The organism is Aureimonas sp. SA4125 (assembly GCF_019973775.1).
Lineage (GTDB): Bacteria > Pseudomonadota > Alphaproteobacteria > Rhizobiales > Rhizobiaceae > Plantimonas.
Genome location: NZ_AP025032.1, coordinates 420,284 through 440,127, shown reverse-complemented (window position 1 = coordinate 440,127; position 19,844 = coordinate 420,284). Strand labels below are relative to the sequence as shown.

General features: G+C 66.6%; 17 protein-coding genes. 7 read left to right on the top strand and 10 right to left on the bottom strand.

The window, feature by feature from the left end; all coding sequences use genetic code 11:
- Positions 1-121: 121 nt before the first annotated feature.
- On the top strand, positions 122-1,072 hold the full coding sequence (locus Sa4125_RS02040; RefSeq protein WP_224003170.1) for a LysR family transcriptional regulator: 951 nt from the start codon (positions 122-124) through the stop codon (positions 1,070-1,072).
- 4 nt (positions 1,073-1,076) lie between these two features.
- Here the strand turns inward: Sa4125_RS02040 and fni are convergent, their stop codons facing one another.
- Positions 1,077-2,132, bottom strand: a complete 1,056-nt coding sequence (fni, locus tag Sa4125_RS02035; protein ID WP_224003168.1) for a type 2 isopentenyl-diphosphate Delta-isomerase — start codon at positions 2,130-2,132, stop codon at positions 1,077-1,079.
- Between the two features lie 193 nt (positions 2,133-2,325).
- Here fni and Sa4125_RS02030 point away from each other — a divergent pair, with 193 nt between their 5' ends.
- Complete coding sequence (locus Sa4125_RS02030) at positions 2,326-3,267, top strand: polyprenyl synthetase family protein (protein ID WP_224003166.1); 942 nt, start codon at positions 2,326-2,328, stop codon at positions 3,265-3,267.
- A 9-nt stretch (positions 3,268-3,276) separates the two neighbouring features.
- Positions 3,277-3,837 carry a sterol desaturase family protein gene (locus Sa4125_RS02025; RefSeq protein ID WP_224003164.1) on the top strand — a complete coding sequence of 187 codons (561 nt, stop codon included), beginning with the start codon at positions 3,277-3,279 and terminating at the stop codon, positions 3,835-3,837.
- Between the two features lie 10 nt (positions 3,838-3,847).
- Here the strand turns inward: Sa4125_RS02025 and Sa4125_RS02020 are convergent, their stop codons facing one another.
- The 6 genes from Sa4125_RS02020 to Sa4125_RS01995 form a co-directional block, all read right to left on the bottom strand.
- The gene (locus tag Sa4125_RS02020) at positions 3,848-4,804 is read right to left on the bottom strand and encodes a phytoene/squalene synthase family protein (protein ID WP_224003162.1); all 957 of its coding nucleotides are present in this window, start codon (positions 4,802-4,804) and stop codon (positions 3,848-3,850) included.
- Positions 4,797-6,290: a phytoene desaturase gene (locus Sa4125_RS02015; RefSeq protein ID WP_224003160.1), complete on the bottom strand. Its 1,494-nt coding sequence runs from the start codon at positions 6,288-6,290 to the stop codon at positions 4,797-4,799. Before Sa4125_RS02015 ends, Sa4125_RS02020 begins: the two co-directional genes overlap by 8 nt.
- Positions 6,291-6,297: 7 nt before the next feature.
- The gene (gene crtY / locus Sa4125_RS02010; RefSeq protein ID WP_224003158.1) at positions 6,298-7,488 is read right to left on the bottom strand and encodes a lycopene beta-cyclase CrtY; all 1,191 of its coding nucleotides are present in this window, start codon (positions 7,486-7,488) and stop codon (positions 6,298-6,300) included.
- A 201-nt stretch (positions 7,489-7,689) separates the two neighbouring features.
- Complete coding sequence (locus Sa4125_RS02005; RefSeq protein ID WP_224003156.1) at positions 7,690-9,207, bottom strand: ATP-binding protein; 1,518 nt, start codon at positions 9,205-9,207, stop codon at positions 7,690-7,692.
- 160 nt (positions 9,208-9,367) lie between these two features.
- Positions 9,368-10,063 (bottom strand): D-lyxose/D-mannose family sugar isomerase, encoded by a 696-nt coding sequence (locus Sa4125_RS02000; protein WP_224003154.1) that lies wholly within the window; start codon positions 10,061-10,063, stop codon positions 9,368-9,370.
- Positions 10,064-10,124: 61 nt separating this feature from the next.
- On the bottom strand, positions 10,125-11,417 hold the full coding sequence (locus tag Sa4125_RS01995; RefSeq protein ID WP_224007449.1) for a glycerate kinase: 1,293 nt from the start codon (positions 11,415-11,417) through the stop codon (positions 10,125-10,127).
- Between the two features lie 287 nt (positions 11,418-11,704).
- Between Sa4125_RS01995 and Sa4125_RS01990 the strand changes: the two genes are divergently transcribed.
- Entirely contained in the window at positions 11,705-13,144 is a 1,440-nt protein-coding gene (locus Sa4125_RS01990) for a cytochrome ubiquinol oxidase subunit I (RefSeq protein WP_224003152.1), read from the top strand.
- Positions 13,145-13,153: 9 nt separating this feature from the next.
- On the top strand, positions 13,154-14,155 hold the full coding sequence (cydB, locus tag Sa4125_RS01985) for a cytochrome d ubiquinol oxidase subunit II (RefSeq protein WP_224003150.1): 1,002 nt from the start codon (positions 13,154-13,156) through the stop codon (positions 14,153-14,155).
- A gap of 147 nt (positions 14,156-14,302) precedes the next feature.
- Here the strand turns inward: cydB and Sa4125_RS01980 are convergent, their stop codons facing one another.
- The gene (locus tag Sa4125_RS01980) at positions 14,303-15,781 is read right to left on the bottom strand and encodes a UdgX family uracil-DNA binding protein (RefSeq protein WP_224007445.1); all 1,479 of its coding nucleotides are present in this window, start codon (positions 15,779-15,781) and stop codon (positions 14,303-14,305) included.
- A gap of 189 nt (positions 15,782-15,970) precedes the next feature.
- A complete protein-coding gene (locus tag Sa4125_RS01975; RefSeq protein ID WP_223998294.1) occupies positions 15,971-17,254 on the bottom strand; it encodes an IS66 family transposase in 1,284 nt (427 codons plus the stop codon).
- 113 nt (positions 17,255-17,367) lie between these two features.
- Here Sa4125_RS01975 and Sa4125_RS01970 point away from each other — a divergent pair, with 113 nt between their 5' ends.
- Positions 17,368-17,745, top strand: coding sequence for a hypothetical protein (locus tag Sa4125_RS01970; RefSeq protein WP_224003148.1), 378 nt, complete (start codon positions 17,368-17,370; stop codon positions 17,743-17,745).
- Positions 17,746-17,875: 130 nt separating this feature from the next.
- Here Sa4125_RS01970 and Sa4125_RS01965 read toward each other — a convergent pair whose 3' ends face one another.
- The gene (locus Sa4125_RS01965; protein ID WP_224003146.1) at positions 17,876-19,117 is read right to left on the bottom strand and encodes a putative DNA modification/repair radical SAM protein; all 1,242 of its coding nucleotides are present in this window, start codon (positions 19,115-19,117) and stop codon (positions 17,876-17,878) included.
- Between the two features lie 275 nt (positions 19,118-19,392).
- Between Sa4125_RS01965 and Sa4125_RS01960 the strand changes: the two genes are divergently transcribed.
- Positions 19,393-19,815 carry a BA14K family protein gene (locus Sa4125_RS01960; protein WP_224003144.1) on the top strand — a complete coding sequence of 141 codons (423 nt, stop codon included), beginning with the start codon at positions 19,393-19,395 and terminating at the stop codon, positions 19,813-19,815.
- The last annotated feature ends 29 nt before the right edge of the window (positions 19,816-19,844 follow it).

The window sequence follows — 19,844 nt, the reverse complement described above, 5'->3', positions numbered from 1 at the left end:
CCCTTTCGGATCGGAACTCTTCGGCCCCGTTATCCGATTACAACGAGACTATGACGAGCGCGACGCAGTTAGTAAAATTTATTCTCTTTACCTTTGACAACAGATTTACTAACGTCCGTTCATGCGCACCCTCTCTCTTCGCCAGCTCCGTTCGGTCCAGGAAATATCGCGGCTCGGCACCATCGCCGCCGCGGCAAGGGCCTTGGGCCTCACGGCGCCCGCCATCACCCTCCAGATCAAGCAGATGGAGGAGGAATTCGGACTGGCTCTGTTCGACCGCACCAGCGACGGCATGCACCTTCGCGAGGCCGGCTACGCCGCGCTGAAGGCCGCCAATGCGATCGAAAGCGTGCTGCAGGCGCTGCAGGATGATCTCGATGCGATCAAGGGTGTCCGGCGCGGCCTGATTCGGCTCGGCGTCGTCTCCACCGCCAAATATTTCGCTCCCGCGATGATCGCCGGATTTCGCAACGAGCACCCGGCGATCGAGATCAAGCTCCTCGTCGGCAACCGCTTCGACATCGTCGGGAAACTGCGCGCCTACGAGCTCGACATCGCGCTCATGGGCCGCCCGCCGACGGAAATTCCCGTTGAAGCGACGGTATTCGGCGACCATCCCCTGGTGATGATAGCTGCACCCGGGCATCCACTGGCGGCCGCGCGCAACATCGACAAGGCACGGTTGCTCGAGGAGCCGATCATCATCCGCGAGCCGGGCTCGGGCACGCGGCGGTCGCTGGAGACCTTCTTTGCCGCCTTCCCCGACGCGTTGGACACGAACACCACCCAGATGGGATCGAACGAGACGATCAAGCAGGCCGTCATGGCCGGGCTCGGCATCGCCTTCATCTCGGCGCACACCATTGCCTTCGAGGTCGAGATGCAGCGGCTCGTCATTCTCGACGTCGTCGACATGCCGATCCGCAAGCAGTGGTTTGCCGTGACCCGCAGCGACCACGTCCGGGCGCCGGCCGAACTCGCCTTCACGCGGTTTCTGACGCAGAAGGGCGCGGCCTTCCTGCCGATGCTCGATCGGCTTTCCTCGGCCGAGATTTCCTTGCCGACCGGCTGATCGATCAGGCCAGCAAGGGCGCCCGGCGCAGGGCCGCGAGATCGGCCGACCCCGTGCAGAAGCAGGCGATCCGCAATTCCTCGACCACCTTGGAAAAGTGCGCCGTCGCCGCCTCGGCCGACTGCTCGGCGCTGGCAAGGCCCGCGGCGGCCTGGCCGGCGAGATCGGCCCCGAGCCGGATCGCCTTGGCGGCGTCGAGACCCGAACGGATGCCGCCCGAGCCGATCAGGCAGAGGTCGGGACAGGCGGCGCGCACCGTCCGGATCGCCGTCGCCGTCGGGATGCCCCAATCGGCAAAGAGCAGCGCCGTCTCGCGCGCCGCGGCATCCGTCGCACGCTCGGCCTCGACAGCCGCCCAGCTGGTACCGCCGGCTCCTGCCACGTCGACGATGGTGACGCCGACCGCCGCAAGCCGCAGAGCGACCGTGGCCGATATTCCGGCGCCGACTTCCTTGACCACGATCGGCACGCCGAGATCGCGCACCAGGCGCTCGATCGCATCGAGGACGCCGCGCCAATTGCGATCGCCGCCGGCCTGCACGGCCTCCTGCAGCGGGTTAAGGTGCACGATCAGCGCGTCCGCCTCGAGCATGTCGACCGCTCGCCGCGCCTCGTCGCGCCCGTAGCCACTAACCAGCTGGGCCGCGCCGATATTGGCGAGGATGGCGACATCGGGGGCTCGGGCGCGCAGCGACCGGTCGAGACCGCCGGCACCGCGCCCCTCCAGGGCGATGCGCTGCGATCCGACGGCGAAGGCGATCTTCAGCTCCTGCGCCGCTTCGCTGAGATGAGCGTTGATTTTCGCCGCGCGCTCCGGCCCGCCGGTCATCGAGGAGATCAGGAGAGGCGCGGCGAGGCGCCGTCCGAGGAAGCGCGTCGACAGGTCGATGGCGGCGAAATCGAGTTCGGGCAGCGCGACATGCTCGAAGGAGATGGCGTCGAAGCCGGTCCCTGCCTGCCGCGCGGCCAGGCGCGGAGACAGGACGATGTCGAGATGATCGTTCTTGCGTGAGCCGATGCCCGATCCCGCGGATGTCACGATGTCTTCATCGGCTTTCATGGCCGGCGGCCTTGGCCGCCTCGGCAGGACCTTGCAAAAGGTTGCGCAAAGCACATTCGCTCATCCTTCGAATCAGGCGCAAAACCGCCTGCGCCCTCCGGGCAGGACTTGGCATGGCGCGCCGAAGGGTCAAGTATCAGGGAAGACGGGGCGACTGCCAGTAGGGGCAGCTGACGAAAGCGAACGCGTGGGGATGACTGCCGACCTGACTACCAGTGCCGCCGAGGCCCGTCGCCGCATCGACGTGCGGCTGGCGGAACTGATGCCGCATGCCTTGCCCGATCAACCCGAACTGGCCGCCGCTCTTCGTGATGGCGTCCTGACCCCGGGCAAGCGCCTGCGGCCGCTGATGACGCTGTTTGCGGCCGAGGATCTCGGCGGGGCGCAGGCGCCGGCGATCGACGCGGGCTGTGCGGTGGAGATGATCCATGCGGCCTCGCTGGTTCTCGACGACATGCCGTGCATGGACGACGCCCTGTTGCGCCGGGGACAGCCGGCCGTCCACGCCGGGCATGGCGAGGATCTCGCCCTCCTCGTCTCGGTTGCGGCCATCAGCCACGCCTACGGGCTTCTCGCCGGCATCGCCCCCCTGTCACCGCAGGCGCGAATCGACTGCATCGTCATCCTGTCGCGCGCCGTCGGCGTCGGCGGTCTCGTCGCCGGCCAGTTCGCCGACCTCAGGGGTGGCCGGAATGTCCGGCCGACGACGGAAATCTCCACGACCAACGGCCTGAAGACCGGCTCGCTCTTCATTGCGGCGGCCGAGATCGGGGCCGTCGTCGCCGGCGCGGATGCCGGCACGCGCAACCAGCTCCGCACCTTCGCCGACGAACTCGGCCAGGCCTTCCAACTGCTGGACGATCTTCTCGACGACGGCACGAACCCGCTTCTGATCGGCAAGGACGTCGGCAAGGACAACGGCAAGTCGACCATGGTTTCGCTCGTCGGACGCGCCTCGGTACAGCGGCGCATCGAACGCCATCTCGGTGCGGCCGACCGCGGGCTCACCGAGATCTTCGGACCCCGCAGCCGCCTGCACTGGCTGGTCGAGACCATGCTGGCCCAGGCCCGGCCGCTGTCGCTGATGCAGGACGTAACGACGCACGGTCTTTCCGAAGAAGTCGGCGCACGGTAAGAAAACCGGATGGAAACCTCGAGCTGGCCCCTGCTGATCTCCATCGTTCTCCTTGCCGTCGTCGGCATGGAGGGATTTGCCTGGTGGGCGCACAAATACATCATGCATGACTGGGGCTGGGGCTGGCACCGCTCGCACCACGAACCGCATGAAGGGATGTTCGAGAAGAACGACCTCTACGCCGTCGTCTTCGCCGCCTTTTCGATCCTTTTGTTCGTCATCGGCACGGGCTTCGGCATTCCCGTCGTGACGGCGCTGGCGACCGGCATCACGATCTACGGCTTTCTCTATTTCGTCGTGCATGACGGGCTCGTGCACCAGCGCTGGCCGTTCCGCTACATCCCGCACCGCGGCTATGCCAAGCGCCTCGTCCAGGCGCACCGGCTTCACCATGCCGTGCGCGGCAAGGAGCATGGCGTTTCCTTCGGCTTCCTCTATGCGCCGCCGATCGACACGCTGCAGCGGCGCCTGAAGGAATCGGGCGTCGTCGCGCGCGAGCAGGCGGCGGTGCGGCAAGGTGCCGTGTCGTCACGGGCACAGGCCCCGACGGACGCGTCTTCTCTCAACTGAACCTGTCCGGTCAGCGCGGCAGGTCGTGACACCAGAGGCCTGCCGGCCGCGGCGGGTCGTTGCGCCTGCGGCGGGCGGCGACCACCGCGCCACGGAGCACCTCGACCACCTTGTCGGCGCGCGACGTCGAGACCCGCTTGTCCCAGGCCCGGTCGCCCCGCCGCACGACCTCGGTACCGATCGCGCGGTAGACGCCGTGCGCCGTCGCAACTGCCCAGGCAGAGCGGCGCGGGAGCGCGTCGATGCCGATGCGCGCCGAGGCATAATAGGGCTCGGCGAGCGCGACCAATCGAGCGGCGAGGACCGCCACCTTGCCGCGGTTTTCCGCAAGCGCGACACCCGCTCGGTCGAGGCCGAGTTCGGCCAGCCAATCGCCGGGCAAGTACATTCGCCCAGCGAGCGCATCGGGAACGATGTCGCGGGCGATATTCGTCAGCTGGAAGGCGAGGCCGAGATCGGCGGCGCGCTGCAGCGTCGAGGCCTCGCGCGCGCCCATCACCATCGACATCATCGTGCCGACGACGCCCGCGACATGGTGGCAGTAGTCGAGGGTGTCCTCGATCGTGTGGTAGCGCCGACCCTCGACGTCCATGCGAAAGCCGTCGAGATGGGCAAGTGCCAGGGACAGCGGCAGGCCGTGCCGCCGGGCGACGCGCTGCAGGGCGCGGAAATTCGGGTTCTCCATCACCTCCCCGGCGAAGGCGTGGCGCGTCAGCCGCTCGAGCTCGGCGATCCGCTCCTCGGGCGTGCCCGGCCCCGCCACGTCGCGGTTGAAACCGAGATGCTGGTCGTCGACGACGTCGTCGCAGTGCCGGCACCAGGCGTAGAGGAGCAGTGCCCCCTCCCGCGTGACCGGATCGAATAGGCGCGCGGCCGTGGCAAAACTCTGGGATCCCTTGGCGATGGTCTCGGCGGCGCGGGCGGCGAGATCGTCGCCCGTCTCCGGCAACAGGCGCGTCTCAGGCAAGGGCGGCATCCGCGATCATCAGGCCGGCGGTCGCCTTGGCCGAGCCGACCACGCCGGGAACGCCCGCGCCCGGATGCGTGCCGGCGCCGACGATGTAGAGATTGCCGATCTCGTCGTCGCGATTATGAGGGCGAAACCAGGCGCTCTGCGTCAGCACGGGGTCGAGCGAGAAGGCCGAGCCCACATGCGCGTTCAACTCGTCGCGGAAATCGAGCGGCGTGAAGATGCGGCTGGTCACAAGGTCGGCCTTGAGGCCCGGAATATAGCGCTCCTCGAGATAGTCGAAGATGCGGTCGCGGTAGCGCGGCCCTTCGACTTCCCAGTCGATGTCGGCATGGCCGAGATGGGGGACCGGCGAGAGGACATAGAAGCTGCCCGCCCCGGGCGGGGCCAGCGAGGGATCCGTCGCGCAGGGATTATGGAGGTAGAGCGAGAAATCCTCCGGCAGTTCGCTGCCGTTGAAGATCTCGCCGATGAGTTCACGGTAGCGCGCGCCGAAACAGACCGTGTGGTGCTGGATGTCGGGACGATGGGTCTTCAGGCCGAAGTAGATGACGAACAGCGACATGGAGAATTTCTTGCGCTTCAGGCTTTTCGCCGCCGCGGTGCCGCGCTTGGTACCGGCGAGAAGCTTGTCATAGGTGTGCACGACATCGGCATTGGACGCGACGAGGTCGGCGGCAATGCGCCGCCCGTCCTTCAAGATGACCGCCTTGGCCCGGTCGCCCTCGACCTCGATGCGCTCGACTTCCGCCGAGAGATGCACGGTGCCGCCGGTATCCTCGAACAGGCGGATCATGCCGGCGACAAGCGCCCCGGTTCCGCCGCGCGGGAACCAGACGCCCCATTGCCGCTCGAGCGCATGGATCAGCGCGTAGATCGATGAGGTGGCGAAGGGATTGCCGCCGACGAGGAGCGAGTGGAAGGAAAAGGCCTGCCGCAGCTGCTCGTCCTCAATGAAACCGGCGACCTTGCCATAGACGCTGCGCCAGGCCTGCAGCCGGGCGAGCTGCGGGCCGGCACGCACCATGTCCTTGAAGTTGAGAAACGGCACCGTGCCGAGCTTCAGATAGCCCTCCTCGAAGACATCCTTGGAAAAGGCGAGGAAGCGGCGGTATCCCTCCAGGTCCTTTGGATTCTTGGCACCGATCTGGCGGTCGAGCTCGGCCTGGTCGTTGACGTAGTCGAAGGCGTAGCCGTCTTCCCAGCACAGCCGGTAGAACGGGCTGACCGGCAGCAACTCGACATAGTCGGAAAGCTTTCGGCCGGAGAGCGTGAACAGTTCTTCCAGCGCCGAGGGGTCGGTGATGACCGTCGGCCCGGCGTCGAAAGTGAAGCCCTGATCCTCGTAGACATAGGCCCTGCCGCCCGGCCGGTCGCGCTTCTCGACGAGCGTCGTCTTGATGCCCGCCGCCTGCAGCCGGATCGCCAGCGCCAGGCCGCCGAAGCCCGAGCCGATGACGACGGCGGCCTTGGCGGACGTCATGGGTCGATCAAGCATCCGAGACAGCCTTGCGGGAACGGGAGGGAAAGGCGAGCACCCGCAGCGCGCTGGTGATCGGCACCGGCGGCTTGCCGGTGAGGATGCGCAGGCGGTCGAGCGGCCGAAGCCGGTCGGCGTAAAAGCGCTCCACCAGCCCGTCGGGCAGGCGGTAGAAATGCTGGAGGATGCGGTAGCGCAGCGCCGGCGCGCCGGCAAGAAAGAGCAGCCGGTTCAGCATGCGGAAGTAGCGCCGGCCTTTCCAGGTCCGCACCGAGTGCAGGCGCGTCGCGGCAAAGACGGCCGGCGCCGACAGATCGTCGAGGCCTGCGACGCGCTCGGCGAGGCGCACGGCATCGGGCAGCGAATAGCCCGTCGTCGGGTGAAACAGAGCGGCGGCGAGGCCGACCGAGGCGATGCCGGCCTTGGCGATCCAGAACCGCTCGATGTCGCCGCCAAGCGCGATCGGCAGGACGCCATCCTCTTCGCGCAGGATCGCCTCCACCTCCCATCCATGCGCAGCCACATAAGCGGCGATCGACTGGCGCAAGCGGTCCGGCTCGAATGCCGGACCATCGGCGTAATAGGTGTCCTCGACCAGCAGCGTCGAGGGACCGAGCGGCAGCACGTAGACGAAATGGTAGCCGTCGGCCTGCGGGATCGTCGCGTCCATGATGATTGGATGGACGAGGCCGTGCGGCGCCACCAGCGCGATTTCCTGGCCGAGGAATTTCTGGAAGCCGAGGGTGAGATGGGGGCTGTCCGTCGGTCCGCGCCCGTCGATGACGCAGGCTGCCCGGATGCGTTCGCCGTTGCCGAGCGTCACCGAGCGTGCGTCGAAGGCGACGACATCTGCGCCGCAACGCAGCCTGTCGCCGAGCTGCGACGCCATCACGGCGGCAAAGCGCTCCGACGTGACGCTCTGGTATCCCGTGGAAAGCGTTCGCGTCAGTTGCGGAAAGCGCACGCTGTAGGCCGGCCAGCGGTACACGACGAAGGGCGCGAGCCAGACATGCTGCTCCGGTGTCAGGTCGCCGTCATGGAAGGACCAGGTGTGGTTGCCGCCAAGGCTGTCGCCCGCCTCGAGGACGAGAAGGCGAAGGTCGGGGCGCAGTTGCGACAGCCGGTAGGCGAGGAGCCCATTGGCCAGCCCGCCGCCGACGAACACGACATCGTGCGGATCCTCCTCCACCACGGACATCATCGCCGCTCCCCCGGTCGCGGCTTCCCTGCCGTCCTCGCGCGCCTCTGCAACCGCTCCACCCTTCCCGCTCTCTCGACCATTGGTTCTAAGGTAGCGGCGGCGCACAGCGGCGCAAGGGAGAGCTGGCCGCTCTGCCAAGACAAGAGGACGCAGCCGGACTGCGGCGTCGGCGGAAGGGTCGGTTCGGTCGCCGGCGAGGGCCTATTGCCCGGCGAGCCGGGCGGCGCGGCGCAGACGCGCCTCCTCCATCGCTGCGGGCAGCTTCGGCGCATTGCCGCGCTGCGACGCACGCCAGGAGGTACCGGCGATGGTCACGACGCGGTTGCCGCGAAAATCCGCCTCGGCGGTGATGAAGCCGCGCTCGGCCATGAAGCCGAGAAGGAAACGGCCGCGCGAGGGAGAGTGGCTGCCATAGGCTCTCGCCAGCGCCGCATCATCGGGACATTCCTCGCCGTCGCGGGCGGCGCGCGCCAGCATCAGATAGACGCCCTGCATCTCCTCCGGCAGCGCCTCGGAGCGCTGGATGACGCCCTGCCACTCCTCGTCGGCATCCTCGTCGGACACGCCGGCGCGGGCGAGCGACAGGCGCCGGCGGAAGGCCGGCATGTCGGTCTCGGCACCGCCGAGGCGCTTCAGCCTGCAATGGACGAGAAAATCCTGATAGAGAATCGGGACCGGGCGGAAGGCCGCCTCGGGGTCGGTCAGCATCTCAGCAAAGATGTCCTCGACGAGGGCGCGGCGATCCTCGGGGCTGCGCGGATCCTCGCTCTCCGGCTCGGGACGGGGCGCGGAGACCCGCTCCAGGAGTTCGCGCATCGGCGCCGGCGCGCTTCTCGTCGCCCGCGGCGGGGCCGGCAGCGCATCCTCGGCGCCGGCCGAGAAGATCAGGTCGGCCATCGCCTCGGGGGCCATTTCAGGGCGCGCCAGGAGCGTCGGCCGCCCGGTGCGCCCGGCGGTCTCGACGGTGCCGATGCGGATCGGCACCGGGCGGCGCGACAGCGCGGGGCCGAGCGCGACGAAATGCCCGGGCTCGAGATCCCGAAACCGTTCGGCCTGGCGGCGGTCCATGCCGAGAAGATCGGCGGCCCGGGCCATGTCGATGTCGAGGAAGGTGCGGCCCATCAGGAAGTTCGACGCCTCGGCGGCGACATTCTTGGCGAGCTTGGCGAGGCGCTGCGTCGCGACGATGCCGGCAAGGCCGCGCTTGCGCCCGCGGCACATGAGATTGGTCATCGCCGCCAGCGACACTTTTCGCGCGTCGTCGGAGACGTCGCCGGCAATGGCGGGGGCAAAGAGCTGCGCCTCGTCGACGGCGATCAGCATCGGAAACCAGAGCGAATGGTCGACGTCGAACAGGCCGTTCAGGAAGGCGGCGGCGCACTGCATCTGCACCTCGGCGTCGAGGCCCTCGAGGTTGAGGACGACCGAGGCGCGGTGCTGGCGGATGCGCCCGGCAATGCGCGTCAGCTCGGCCGGCGTGCGGTCGGCGTCGACGACGATGTGGCCGTAGCGCTCGGCAAAGGAGACGAAGTCGCCCTCGGGATCGATGATCGCCTGCTGCACCCATTCGGCGCTCTGCTCGAGCAGCCGGCGCAGGAGATGCGACTTGCCCGAGCCGGAATTGCCCTGGACCAGAAGCCGCGTCGACAGCAATTCCTCGAGATCGAGCTCCGCCGGCTCGCCGGAGGCGGTCGTGCCGAGGTCGACGGCAATGGTCATGGACGTTCCTCCTCGGTCGGGCTGCGGGACAGGTCTCGTCTAGCACCTGCGACGAGCGAGGAGTCGGCGCAGGCAGGGTCTCTCCACAGTTTCGGCAGGCGCCGTCGGCGGCCGCAGGCCGTCCGCAACCTTCCGTCGTCGTTCGGGGCAATCAAGCTGTTCAGTTCTCGCGGGCGAAAAACCGGTCATAGTCCGAGACCAGGAGATGCAGCGGCGCCTCGTCCTCCTCGATGGTCGAGAATCGCCCGATCGGCTCGCGAAAAATGTTGTCGGTGACGTCGTCGTTGACGGTCGAGACCTCGCCGATGAGGACGTCGGCGCCCTCGCCCCAGAAGGCGTGCCAGTGGTTCGGCATCAGGGTGACGCTCTCGCCGGGGGTGAGGCGCAGCTTGTCGCCGGGTCCAAGCGTCCGGGCAATGCCGTCGCAAAAGACGCTGACGGGCGCTTCCTCGTCGATGCCGCCGTCCGGGGCCCGGGAAAAGAGCTCCAGCGTCAGCGTGCCGCCGCCACGGTTGATGATGTCCTCGGCCTTGATGTTGTGCCGGTGCATCGGCGAGATCTGGTCCCGGCGCGAGATCATGATCTTCTCGGCGTAGAGCATGCCGCGGCCGGAGGCGAGATCGGCATTGTCGCCGTTGCGCACGGTGAACAGGAAGAGGCCGAGCGAGTCGAAATTGCCCTTGCCGTAATCGGTGACGTCCCAGCCGAGACGACGCTGCCGGATCTGCGCGAGATCGCCGGCGCGCGCCTGCATCTCGTCCGGCGAGAGACAGGCGAAGGGCGGCATGACATAGCCGAAGGAGCGGATGAAGGCGTCGCCCTCTGTGAGGATCTCGTTCACGCGGCTGCGCTTCATGGTCGGTCTTTCCTGTTCATCACCATCGCTCGCGCGAAGAGGCATAGCGCCGGCGGCGGCGTCACGCCATGCCGCCGCCGACCAGAATGATGCGGCAATCGTTCACATTCGTCAGCGTCGGACCGGGCACGAAGAGGTCGCCCAGCGTCTCGAAGAAGGTGGTGGAATCGTTGTTTTCCAGCGCCGCCGCCGGGTCGAGGCCGGCGGCGCGGGCGCGGGCCAGCGTTTGCGGCGAGATGAACGCGCCGGCCGGGTCAGACGCAAGACCCGTGCCGCCGTCGGTGCCGTCCGTATCGGCGCTGAGGGCGACGATGCCGTCCGCTCCTTCGAAAGCCAGCGCAAGGGCCAGCGCATATTCCTGGTTCGGTCCGCCGCGGCCCGATCCCGTCATCGTCACGGTGAGTTCGCCGCCGGAGAGGATCGCCACGCGCTCACCCCGGTCACGCGCGGCAAGCGCCAGCGCCGCATGCGCGCGCGCGACCTCGCGCGCCTCGCCCTCGACATCCGTGCCAAGAAGAACGGGGCGAAAGCCGGCGGCCTCGGCGGCGGCGATGCCCGCCTGCATCGCGGAATGCGGCGTCGCGACGATGGTGTAGTCCTTGCCGGCGAAAACGGGATCGCCGGGTTTCGGCGTCTCGCAGGAATCGTCTTCCAGGACCCGGCGGCAGGAGTCCGGCAAAACGAGGCCGCGCCGGGCGACGATCGCCAGCGCGTCCTCGCGCGTCGTCGGATCGGGCACGGTCGGCCCGGAGGCGATCACGCTCGGATCATCGCCCGGCACGTCGGAGATGGCCAGCGTCACCAGCCTTGCCGAACCGCAGGCGACGGCGAGCCGCCCGCCCTTGATCTCGGAAAGATGCTTGCGGATGCAGTTGATCTCGCCGATGCCGGCGCCGCTCCTGAGGAGCGCACGCGTGACGGCCTGCTTGTCCGCGAGCGAGATGCCGCCGCGCGGCAAGAGCCAGTTGGCCGAGCCGCCGCCGGAAATCAGGGCCAGCACCAGGTCGTCGGGCCCCGCGCCGCGCGCCAGTTCGAGCACCCGCCGCGTCGCGGCCAGCCCGGCGGCGTTCGGCAGAGGATGACCGGCCTCGACGACCTCGACCGGTCCCGCGTCGCACCCATAGCCGTCCCGGGCGACGGCGATGCCGCCGAGCCTGATGTCGCCGACGCCTTGCGCCCGGTAGAAGGCGACGGCCGCGGCCGCCATGCTCGCACCGGCCTTGCCCGCGCCGAGGATGATCACGCGGCCTTTCGGCGCGGCCGGAAGATGAGGCGCGAGGATCGACGCGGGGTGGCTGGCGGCGACGACGGCATCGAAGATGGCGCGCAGCACTTCATGCTGAGTCTTGCCCATCCTATCGTTCAAGCAGACCGTATGACCGGTGAGTATTGCCCATATCCGCGTCTCCCTCGCACACGCCCTTGTCGCATTCGCTTCTAGCTCAAGCTTCCGGCATATTGAACCGCTGGGAAGGTCGCCGTGCCGGATCGGCAGACGGTAAGAGTCGAGGCGGCAACGAACAAAACGCCGCATGGCGGTCTTGCCGCATCGCAACCAGTTCTAATTCCTGAGACAAGTTTGCTCGAAACGAGTTCAGCAGAAGCTGTAGGCCCGGCTTTCCCGCCCGCGAGGAGACTCCAATGTTCGAGGGATTCGATCCCGTCCTTCTGGCCCGTATCCAGTTCGGATTCACGATTTCCTTCCACATCATCTTCCCGGCCTTCTCGATCGGGCTCGCCTCTTATCTCGCGGTGCTCGAAGGTCTCTGGCTCTGGACGGGCAAAAGCGTCTACCACGACACGTTCAACTTCTGGCTGAAGATCTTTGCGATCGTCTTCGGCATGGGCGTCGTCTCCGGCATCGTCATGAGTTACCAGTTCGGCACCAACTGGTCGGTGTTTTCCGACAAGACCGGGCCGATCCTCGGGCCGCTGATGGGCTACGAGGTGCTGTCGGCCTTCTTCCTCGAGGCCGGCTTCCTCGGGGTCATGCTGTTCGGGCAGAAGCGAGTCGGCAAGGGGCTGCACTTTGCGGCCACCTTCATCGTCGCGCTGGGCACATTCATGTCCGCCTTCTGGATCCTGTCCGTCAATTCCTGGATGCAGACGCCGGCCGGCTACGCCATGAATGCGGCGGGCCAGTTCATCCCTGAGGACTGGTGGGCGATCATCTTCAACCCGTCCTTCCCCTACCGTCTCGTCCACATGGTGCTCGCGGCCTATCTGACGACGGCCTTCATCGTCGGCGCCGTCGGCGCCTTCCACCTCCTGCGCGATCGGACCAACGCCGCGGCGCGGGTGATGTTCTCGATGGCGCTGTGGATGGCGACCATCGTCGCGCCGATCCAGATCGTCGCCGGCGACTTTCACGGCATCAACACGCTGGAGCACCAGCCGGCCAAGGTCGCGGCCATGGAAGGCCATTTCCAGACCAACACCGACGGACCCATGCCGCTGACCCTCTTCGGCATTCCGAACATGGAGGAAGGCCGGGTCGACTACGCCTTGGAGGTTCCCTACCTCTCCTCGCTCATTCTCACCCATAGTCTCGACGGCCAGGTGAAGGGGTTGAACGAGTTTCCGCGCGAGGACTGGCCGAATGTCGGCATCGTCTTCTGGACATTCCGCGTCATGGTCGCGATCGGTTTTGCGATGCTCGGGATCGGACTGTGGTCGCTCTACACGCGCTGGCGGTCGTCGATCTACGAGGCGACCTGGCTGCAACGGGCCGCCGTCACGATGGGGCCGTCGGGCTTCGTTGCCGTCCTCTGCGGCTGGATCACGACCGAGGTCGGTCGCCAGCCCTATACCGTCTACGGGCTGCTCCGGACCTCGGAAAGCCATTCGCCGATCGCGGCGGAAGCCGTCGGCACCTCGCTCGTCGCCTTCGTCGTCGTCTATTTCGTGCTGTTTGGCGCCGGCACTTTCTATATCCTCCGGCTGATGGGCAAGACGCCGGTCCCCGGCGAGGACGAGCCCTCGCGTGCCGAGCCGACCCGCGCGGCCGGCATCACGCCGGCGGCACAGGCGATGCATCCCGACAACAAGACGGGCGGCGCCCATGCCGCCCCGGGGGAATAGGAGAGCGTCATGGACCTCACCATCGTCTGGGCCGGCCTCATCGCCTTCGCCGTCCTCGCCTACGTCGTTCTCGACGGCTTCGACCTCGGCACCGGCATCCTCTTCCCGCTGCTCGGCCGCCACGAGAACCGCGATACGGCGATGAACACCGTGGCGCCGATCTGGGACGGCAACGAGACCTGGCTGGTGCTGGGCGGCGGCGGCCTGTTCGCCGTCTTTCCGCTCGCCTATGCCATCATCATGCCGGCGCTCTACGCCCCGATCATCGTCATGCTGCTCGGGCTGATCTTTCGCGGGGTCGCCTTCGAGTTCCGCTTCAAGACCGTCCGCGGCCGGGTGCTCTGGGATTTTTCCTTTGCGTTCGGCTCGATCGTCGCGGCTCTGGCGCAAGGCATCGCGCTCGGGACCCTCGTGCAGGGCATCGAGGTCGAGGGCCGCGGCTATGCCGGCGGCTGGTTCGACTGGCTGACGCCCTTCTCGATGATGACCGGGGCAGCCGTCGTCGTCGGCTACGCGCTTCTCGGCGCGACATGGCTGATGATGAAGACCGAAGGCGAGTTGCACACCATCGCCCGCCGCTATGCCTTCATCACAGGGATCGGCACGCTCGCGCTCATCGGCGCCGTCAGCCTGTGGATGCCTTTCCTGCAGCCCGAATTCTACTCGCGCTGGTTCGGCTTCCCCCAGGTCTTCTACGTCGCGCCGGTGCCGATCCTCGTCGCCGTCGCCGCCTGGAGCCTCTTCGACGGCATCGCCCGGGAAAAGCACGTCCGGCCGTTCCTGTCGGCGCTGGCGCTCTTCACGCTCGCCTTCGCCGGCCTTGGCATCAGCTTCTGGCCGCACATCATCCCGCCCTCGGTGACGATCTGGGATGCGGCGGCGCCCGAATCCAGCCAGGCCTTCCTGCTCGTCGGCGCGTCGGTGCTGATCCCGCTGATCCTCGCCTACACCGCCTATGCCTACTGGGTGTTCCGCGGCAAGGTGATCGAGGGCGAGGGCTACCACCATTAGCCCGCGCCTCGAGAAGACCGCCGGCGGTGAATCACCGCGGCGCGGCCTGTCGTCCCGGGCGCGCCAGTTGCTCTGGTTTGCGGGCCTGTGGATCGGTAGCGTCCTCGTCCTCGGGGCCGTCTCCATGACCATCCGGACGATCCTGCTTTAAGGCTTCGCCGCGATCTCGGGCACTGCCGAGAGCACCCGGCCCATGTCCTCGCGAAACAGCGCCGTCTCGCGCGCCTGCGCTTCGGGGTCAGGCAGGCGGAGGATGTAGGAGGGGTGCACCGTCACCAGAAGCTGCGTGTTTTCGTCGAGATCGATGAGCTTAGAACGCGTGTCGCGGATGGTGACGGTCTTGCCGAGCACGGCAGCCGCCGCCGTCGCGCCGAGGGCGACGATCAGCTTGGGACGGACGAGGTCGCGCTCGAGATCGAGCCAGAAGCGGCAGGCCTTCACTTCGCCCATGGTCGGCTTCTGGTGGATGCGACGCTTGCCGCGCGGCTCGAACTTGAAGTGCTTCACCGCATTCGTCACATAGGCCCGTGACCGATCGACGCCCGCCTCCGCCAGCGCCTGGTCAAACACCTTGCCGGCCGGCCCGACGAAGGGATGGCCGGCGAGATCCTCCTGATCGCCCGGCTGCTCGCCGACGAAGATCACCGGCGCGTCGTCCGGGCCCTCGCCGAAGACGGTCTGCGTCGCCGGTTCCCAGAGCGGGCAGGCCTTGCAGTGCTTCGCCTCGGCGCGCGCCTCGGTCAGCGTCCGCGGCTGGTTGCCCTGCCGCGCCGTGCGCTCCTTCGCCTCGACCATGTCGCGTCCCTTCTGCCGTTCATGACGGATGCTCGGCAGGCTCGGCGCGTTTTCCAGCATGCGCTGCGCGGCCGCCTCCGCGCCGGCGATCAGCGGCGCGATGAGTTTCGCCTCGGGCAGGTTGTGCCAGTATTTTCGCGGCATTTCCGCCTGCATCGCCTTCACCTTCAGCCGCGCCGGGTTGAAGATCGAGGCGTAATAGGTCAGCCACAGCGCCTCCATGTCGTCCTCGTCCGGACGGTCGGCGACCGAGCGGCCGGGACCGAAGGCGAGGGTCTCGCCGTCCCAGGCGACCGAGCGCAGCGGCGTCAGGATCGACCATCGCATGCCGGCGAAGCGCCGGGCGAAGAAGGGTGCGGTGCGCTCGACGATGTGGTGGAAGGGCTCGAACCAGGCGACGTAGAGCTTTTCCGAAGCGCCATTGTCTCGCGCCACCTCGATCTCGCGAAAGCGCACGAAGGCCTTCATCTTGTGGCTGTCGCGCCGCACGGCCTTCTCCATCTCGGTGGCCTTCAGCACGTCGGGATCGGAGGCGATCTCCAGCAGCCTCTTCTCCCGCTGCAGCCGCCACAAGAGGCGATAGGCGAGATCGAAGCGCTCCGGCGCGGCATGGCAGACGAGGGTTTTCGCGAGCTCCGGAAAGGCCTTCGCGACGCTCGGCTGGGGCGCGTCGGCAGGGGCTACCGGCAGCGGTTCGGCAAAAAGCCCCGGCGTTTCGGCGCCCACGGTGAAGCTCATCTGGTCCGGTGCGAGGTGGAGGGCCAAAGCGGTGCGGGCGGCTGCGCGCCAGCCGTCGAAATCGGCGGGATGGTCGAGGCGGGCAAAGAACACCCTATCGAACTCGTAACATCGATCGGGCAAAATTTCTCACCGAAAACGCTTCTTCAAAACTGGATCTTTGGTACAAAACTCTCACAACCGTTTTGTGCGAGGTGCATTCTATGCTCCGCATCATTTTTTGGTTAAACTACCAGCTCCACCAGTTCGATGTAATTACCCACCCCCGCATTCCGTAGAATGTCAGGCGCCTACCGTCTCGAGAATTGTGTTGAAGACGTTGCCCCCTTGGCGCAGCCGGGCGGTATCGACGACGGTTCGGATGTCAGCTTCGCCTTCGGCGGCCCACATGGATCGATAGCCGTTGGTGACCTTGCGCTGGATCACGGCCGGTCGCAGGGCGCGCTCGCAGCCGTTGTTGGTGGCCTCGACCATCCCGGTCCAGAGAGTGAAGGTCAGGAGCTGGTCGCGCGCTCGCCTGAACTTGTGCTGGACCACTCGAGCGAAAGGGCAGGAGGTCGGTGCGGCGAGGATCTCGGAAAGACTTCGCTCCAGTGCACGGCGCTTGGCGACGATGGTCGATGCGGCGAAGGTCGTGATGCCGCTGGCCAAAGCGAAAGCCTTGGACAGCCAGATCCGCAGCCGCGACGGCAGCAGATCCTCGCCCGCCTGTTCGGCGTAGGCGACGTCGCGGGCCAGATGAGCCAGACAGGTCTGATGGGCGTCGGCATGTCCCTGCTGGGCAGAGTAGCGATCGGAACACCAGACCTTTGGCCGGTGCCCGTCCATCAGGGTCCTGACCACGATGGCACCACGGGTCGGAGCGGCACGATGGACGACTGCGTCATCGCAGCGAAACACCCATTGGAAGGCGTTGCTGCCTTCGATGCGAACGCCGGTCTCGTCCGAGGCCACCACCTTGGAGCGGCGCAGGGCGGCAATGGCGAGATCGCGGTCGGCGACGAAGGTGCCCTGCGCCCGGCGCAGCATGTTCATCAGCCCGCCCTGGCTGATCTGCAAGCCGAAGAGATCGGCCAGAGCTTTCTGAAGCCGTTCATAGGACAGGGCCTGGAAGGTCTTAAGATAGGTCGCCACCGCATGCAGCCGCGGCCCGAACGGCGTCCCCCTTGCCGCATCGGGCAATCCCGCTGAGACAAGCGTGCCGCAGGAAGGACAACAAACCGAAAGCCGGCGATGACGCGTCACGAACGGCTTGATCTCCGGCAGATCGACCGTCTCGTACGTGCCGCCGATCTCCGCGGGAAGGCTATCGGCCAGGGCTGCCTGGCAGCAGGAGCATTGCTCGGGACGGTGATCGACGAGCCGATCGAAATCCTCACCCATCGCTCGGCTGTGGCCTTCGTGACCGGGCTTGGCGCCGCCAGGTCTTGCCTGCTCACGGCGCTCCTTGCGGTCACTAGACGGAGGCTTCGAGGATGTGCGTGACGTCTTCTCCGGACGCTGAATCTTCAGCACCAGATCGATCAACTCTTCCTTCGTCAGACGCTGCAAATCACCGCGATCCATCCGTCCATGGATTCAGGGAATTCGGCCCGTGACAAGGGGGTGGGTAATTACAGTTCGATGAATTTCTCAAGCTCCGAGTTACGGGCGTCTCCCATGCTTCCGATTACGAAGCCATGCGGCTTGCGATAGAACGCTTTGGAGAAGGGCATTTCGTCAGTCGATCTTTCCCGTTTTTTACGCACTACTCCGAGCTTTATTCTGTCATCGATACGAAATCATCCGCCTTACTTTCGTATTTATCGATCATGATCGCGCTAAATTCGGCTATCTATCTGACTCTGCACTCTTTCGGATCTAAAATCATCTACGCTGCGCTGCTCATATTTTCGCTGGTCGTCGCTTTGCTGACGCTGCGCATATTGCGCTTCTGGGCCTCTTCGGACTTTGCCGTACGGCGTGTCGGCAACGGAAACCCCTTCGCTGTCGGGTCCTGGCAGACGACCGGCGCAGCGAGTATCGAGCAACAAGTGCATACGATCATCCAGGGATAAAATCCGGTTCCGAGGCAAGCTTTACCGGTTCTGCTCAATGCGACGGCCTGCATCACCTTGGTCACCATCGCATTTCTCATCTTCATTCGATTCGGTGATGACAGCGGCAGCCATCGCGCGACGCCGACGGCTAAAACAGCGACAGCTGCTCCGCCTTCGCCTTCGGCGCCACCACGGCCCTGAGCCCGGCGCTGTCGGTCAGCCCGCCCGGCGTCCAGTCCAGCGCCTCGATGAAGGGCCGCGCCTTGGCGATCGACTGGCAGAGCTTTGCAACGTCGTCGAGGCGCAGCGTGCGGTGGCGGCGGGTCGAGAGAATGCGCCCCACCGCCTTGGTGCCGAGGCCGGGCACGCGCAGCAGCATCTCGCGGTCGGCGCGGTTGACGTCGACGGGAAAGCGCTCCCGATGCTTCAGCGCCCAGGCGAGTTTCGGGTCAATGCCGAGGTCCAGCATGCCGTCCTCGCCGCCGGAAACGATCTCGCCACGGTCGAAGCCGTAGAAACGCATCAGCCAGTCGGCCTGGTACAGCCGGTGCTCGCGCATCAGCGGCGGGCGCAGGAGCGGCAGGCGGGCGGACGCGTCGGGAATGGGCGAGAAGGCGGAGTAGTAGACGCGCTTCAGCTGATAGGAGCCGTAGAGGTTTTCCGAGCGCGCGAGAATGTCGTTGTCGTCGGAAGCATCGGCGCCGACGATCATCTGCGTCGACTGCCCGCCCGGCGAGAACTTCTTCGGTTTCGCCCGGTCGCCGCGCTCGCCCTTGTGTTCCTCGATCTTGGCCCGGAGCTGCGCCATGGCGAGGCGGATGTCGCGCGCGTCCTTTTCCGGCGCCAGCGCCTCCAGGCCGAGATCGGTCGGCATCTCGATGTTGATCGACAGGCGGTCGGCATAGAGCCCCGCCTGCTCGATCAGGCGCGGCGCGGCGTCGGGAATCGTCTTCAGATGGATGTAGCCGGAAAAATTCTCCTGCACACGGAGCCGCCGCGCGATCTCGACCATCTGCTCCATCGTGTGGTCGGAGCTCTTGATGATGCCGGAGGAGAGAAACAGGCCCTCGATGTAGTTGCGCTTGTAGAAGTTCATCGTCAGCGCCACGACCTCCTCGACGGTGAAGCGGGCGCGTGCCACGTTGGACGAGGAGCGGTTGACGCAGTAGACGCAGTCGAAGACGCAGAAATTCGTCATCAGGATCTTCAACAGCGAGATGCAGCGGCCGTCCGGTGCATAGGCGTGGCAGATGCCCGAGCCCTCCGTCGAGCCGATGCCCTTGCTCTTGGCGGAATCGCGCCGCGTGGTGCCGCTGGAGGCGCAGGACGCGTCGTATTTCGCCGCGTCGCTGAGGATCGCCAGTTTCTGCTGAATGTTCATGATTGCCATGAGATCGACATAGCGTTCACTGATTGTTCTGGCGAGGGCGACACGAAGTGTTGACCCGTCATTCCCACCTTATCGAGGACCATCAACGGCGCGCGGCTCATTCATCACGCGTTCAGCCGTGATGGAGCACGGTGGACAGACTGAACAGAGACCACTCCGGCAGCGGCGGAACACGTTTCGCCAGCCGGGCGTTATGCTCCCTTTCCTATCGTCGAGGGGCTCCGACGAAACGGCGCGCCCAACCCGCCGGATCCACTCGAGCCCAGAGGTGTCCCATGAAGAAGTTTCTCGCAGCACTCGGCGCCGTCGCCATTCTCGCCACGGGCGTCGTCGTACCGTCCGCCCCGGCGGCTGCCGACGGCTACTACCGCGACTACGGCCGTTCCAACTATTATCGAGGCGATCGCTGGCGCCATCGCGGCCATCATCGGCACGGCGGCGATGCCCTCGCTGCCGGCGCCATCGGCCTCGGGGTCGGAGCCTTGATCGGCAGCGCCATCGCGGCCGATCGGCCGACCTATTACGACCGCGGCAGCTATCAGATTCTGGAAGGACCCGTGGAATACGGTCGTCCGGCGCCGGTCTACCGCGCTCCTTACGACCACACTGCCGCCTGCTACGCCCGCTACCGCACCTATGATGCGCGGTCGGACACGTTCATCGGCAATGACGGCCGCGCGCGTCGCTGCCGTCTCTAGTCCAGGTCATCGTTGCGGCTTGCCCCATG

Coding starts and splice junctions, on each gene's coding strand:
- Sa4125_RS01990 (WP_224003152.1), top strand. CDS start 11,705: ATGTTCGAGGGATTCGATCCCGTCCTTCTGGCCCGTATCCAGTTCGGA.
- Sa4125_RS02005 (WP_224003156.1), bottom strand. CDS start 9,207: ATGACCATTGCCGTCGACCTCGGCACGACCGCCTCCGGCGAGCCGGCG.
- Sa4125_RS02040 (WP_224003170.1), top strand. CDS start 122: ATGCGCACCCTCTCTCTTCGCCAGCTCCGTTCGGTCCAGGAAATATCG.
- Sa4125_RS02000 (WP_224003154.1), bottom strand. CDS start 10,063: ATGAAGCGCAGCCGCGTGAACGAGATCCTCACAGAGGGCGACGCCTTC.
- Sa4125_RS01965 (WP_224003146.1), bottom strand. CDS start 19,117: ATGGCAATCATGAACATTCAGCAGAAACTGGCGATCCTCAGCGACGCG.
- crtY (WP_224003158.1), bottom strand. CDS start 7,488: ATGATGTCCGTGGTGGAGGAGGATCCGCACGATGTCGTGTTCGTCGGC.
- Sa4125_RS01970 (WP_224003148.1), top strand. CDS start 17,368: ATGCGGCTTGCGATAGAACGCTTTGGAGAAGGGCATTTCGTCAGTCGA.
- Sa4125_RS02030 (WP_224003166.1), top strand. CDS start 2,326: ATGACTGCCGACCTGACTACCAGTGCCGCCGAGGCCCGTCGCCGCATC.
- Sa4125_RS01975 (WP_223998294.1), bottom strand. CDS start 17,254: ATGGATCGCGGTGATTTGCAGCGTCTGACGAAGGAAGAGTTGATCGAT.
- Sa4125_RS02015 (WP_224003160.1), bottom strand. CDS start 6,290: ATGACGTCCGCCAAGGCCGCCGTCGTCATCGGCTCGGGCTTCGGCGGC.
- Sa4125_RS01960 (WP_224003144.1), top strand. CDS start 19,393: ATGAAGAAGTTTCTCGCAGCACTCGGCGCCGTCGCCATTCTCGCCACG.
- Sa4125_RS01995 (WP_224007449.1), bottom strand. CDS start 11,417: ATGGGCAAGACTCAGCATGAAGTGCTGCGCGCCATCTTCGATGCCGTC.
- cydB (WP_224003150.1), top strand. CDS start 13,154: ATGGACCTCACCATCGTCTGGGCCGGCCTCATCGCCTTCGCCGTCCTC.
- Sa4125_RS02025 (WP_224003164.1), top strand. CDS start 3,277: ATGGAAACCTCGAGCTGGCCCCTGCTGATCTCCATCGTTCTCCTTGCC.
- fni (WP_224003168.1), bottom strand. CDS start 2,132: ATGAAAGCCGATGAAGACATCGTGACATCCGCGGGATCGGGCATCGGC.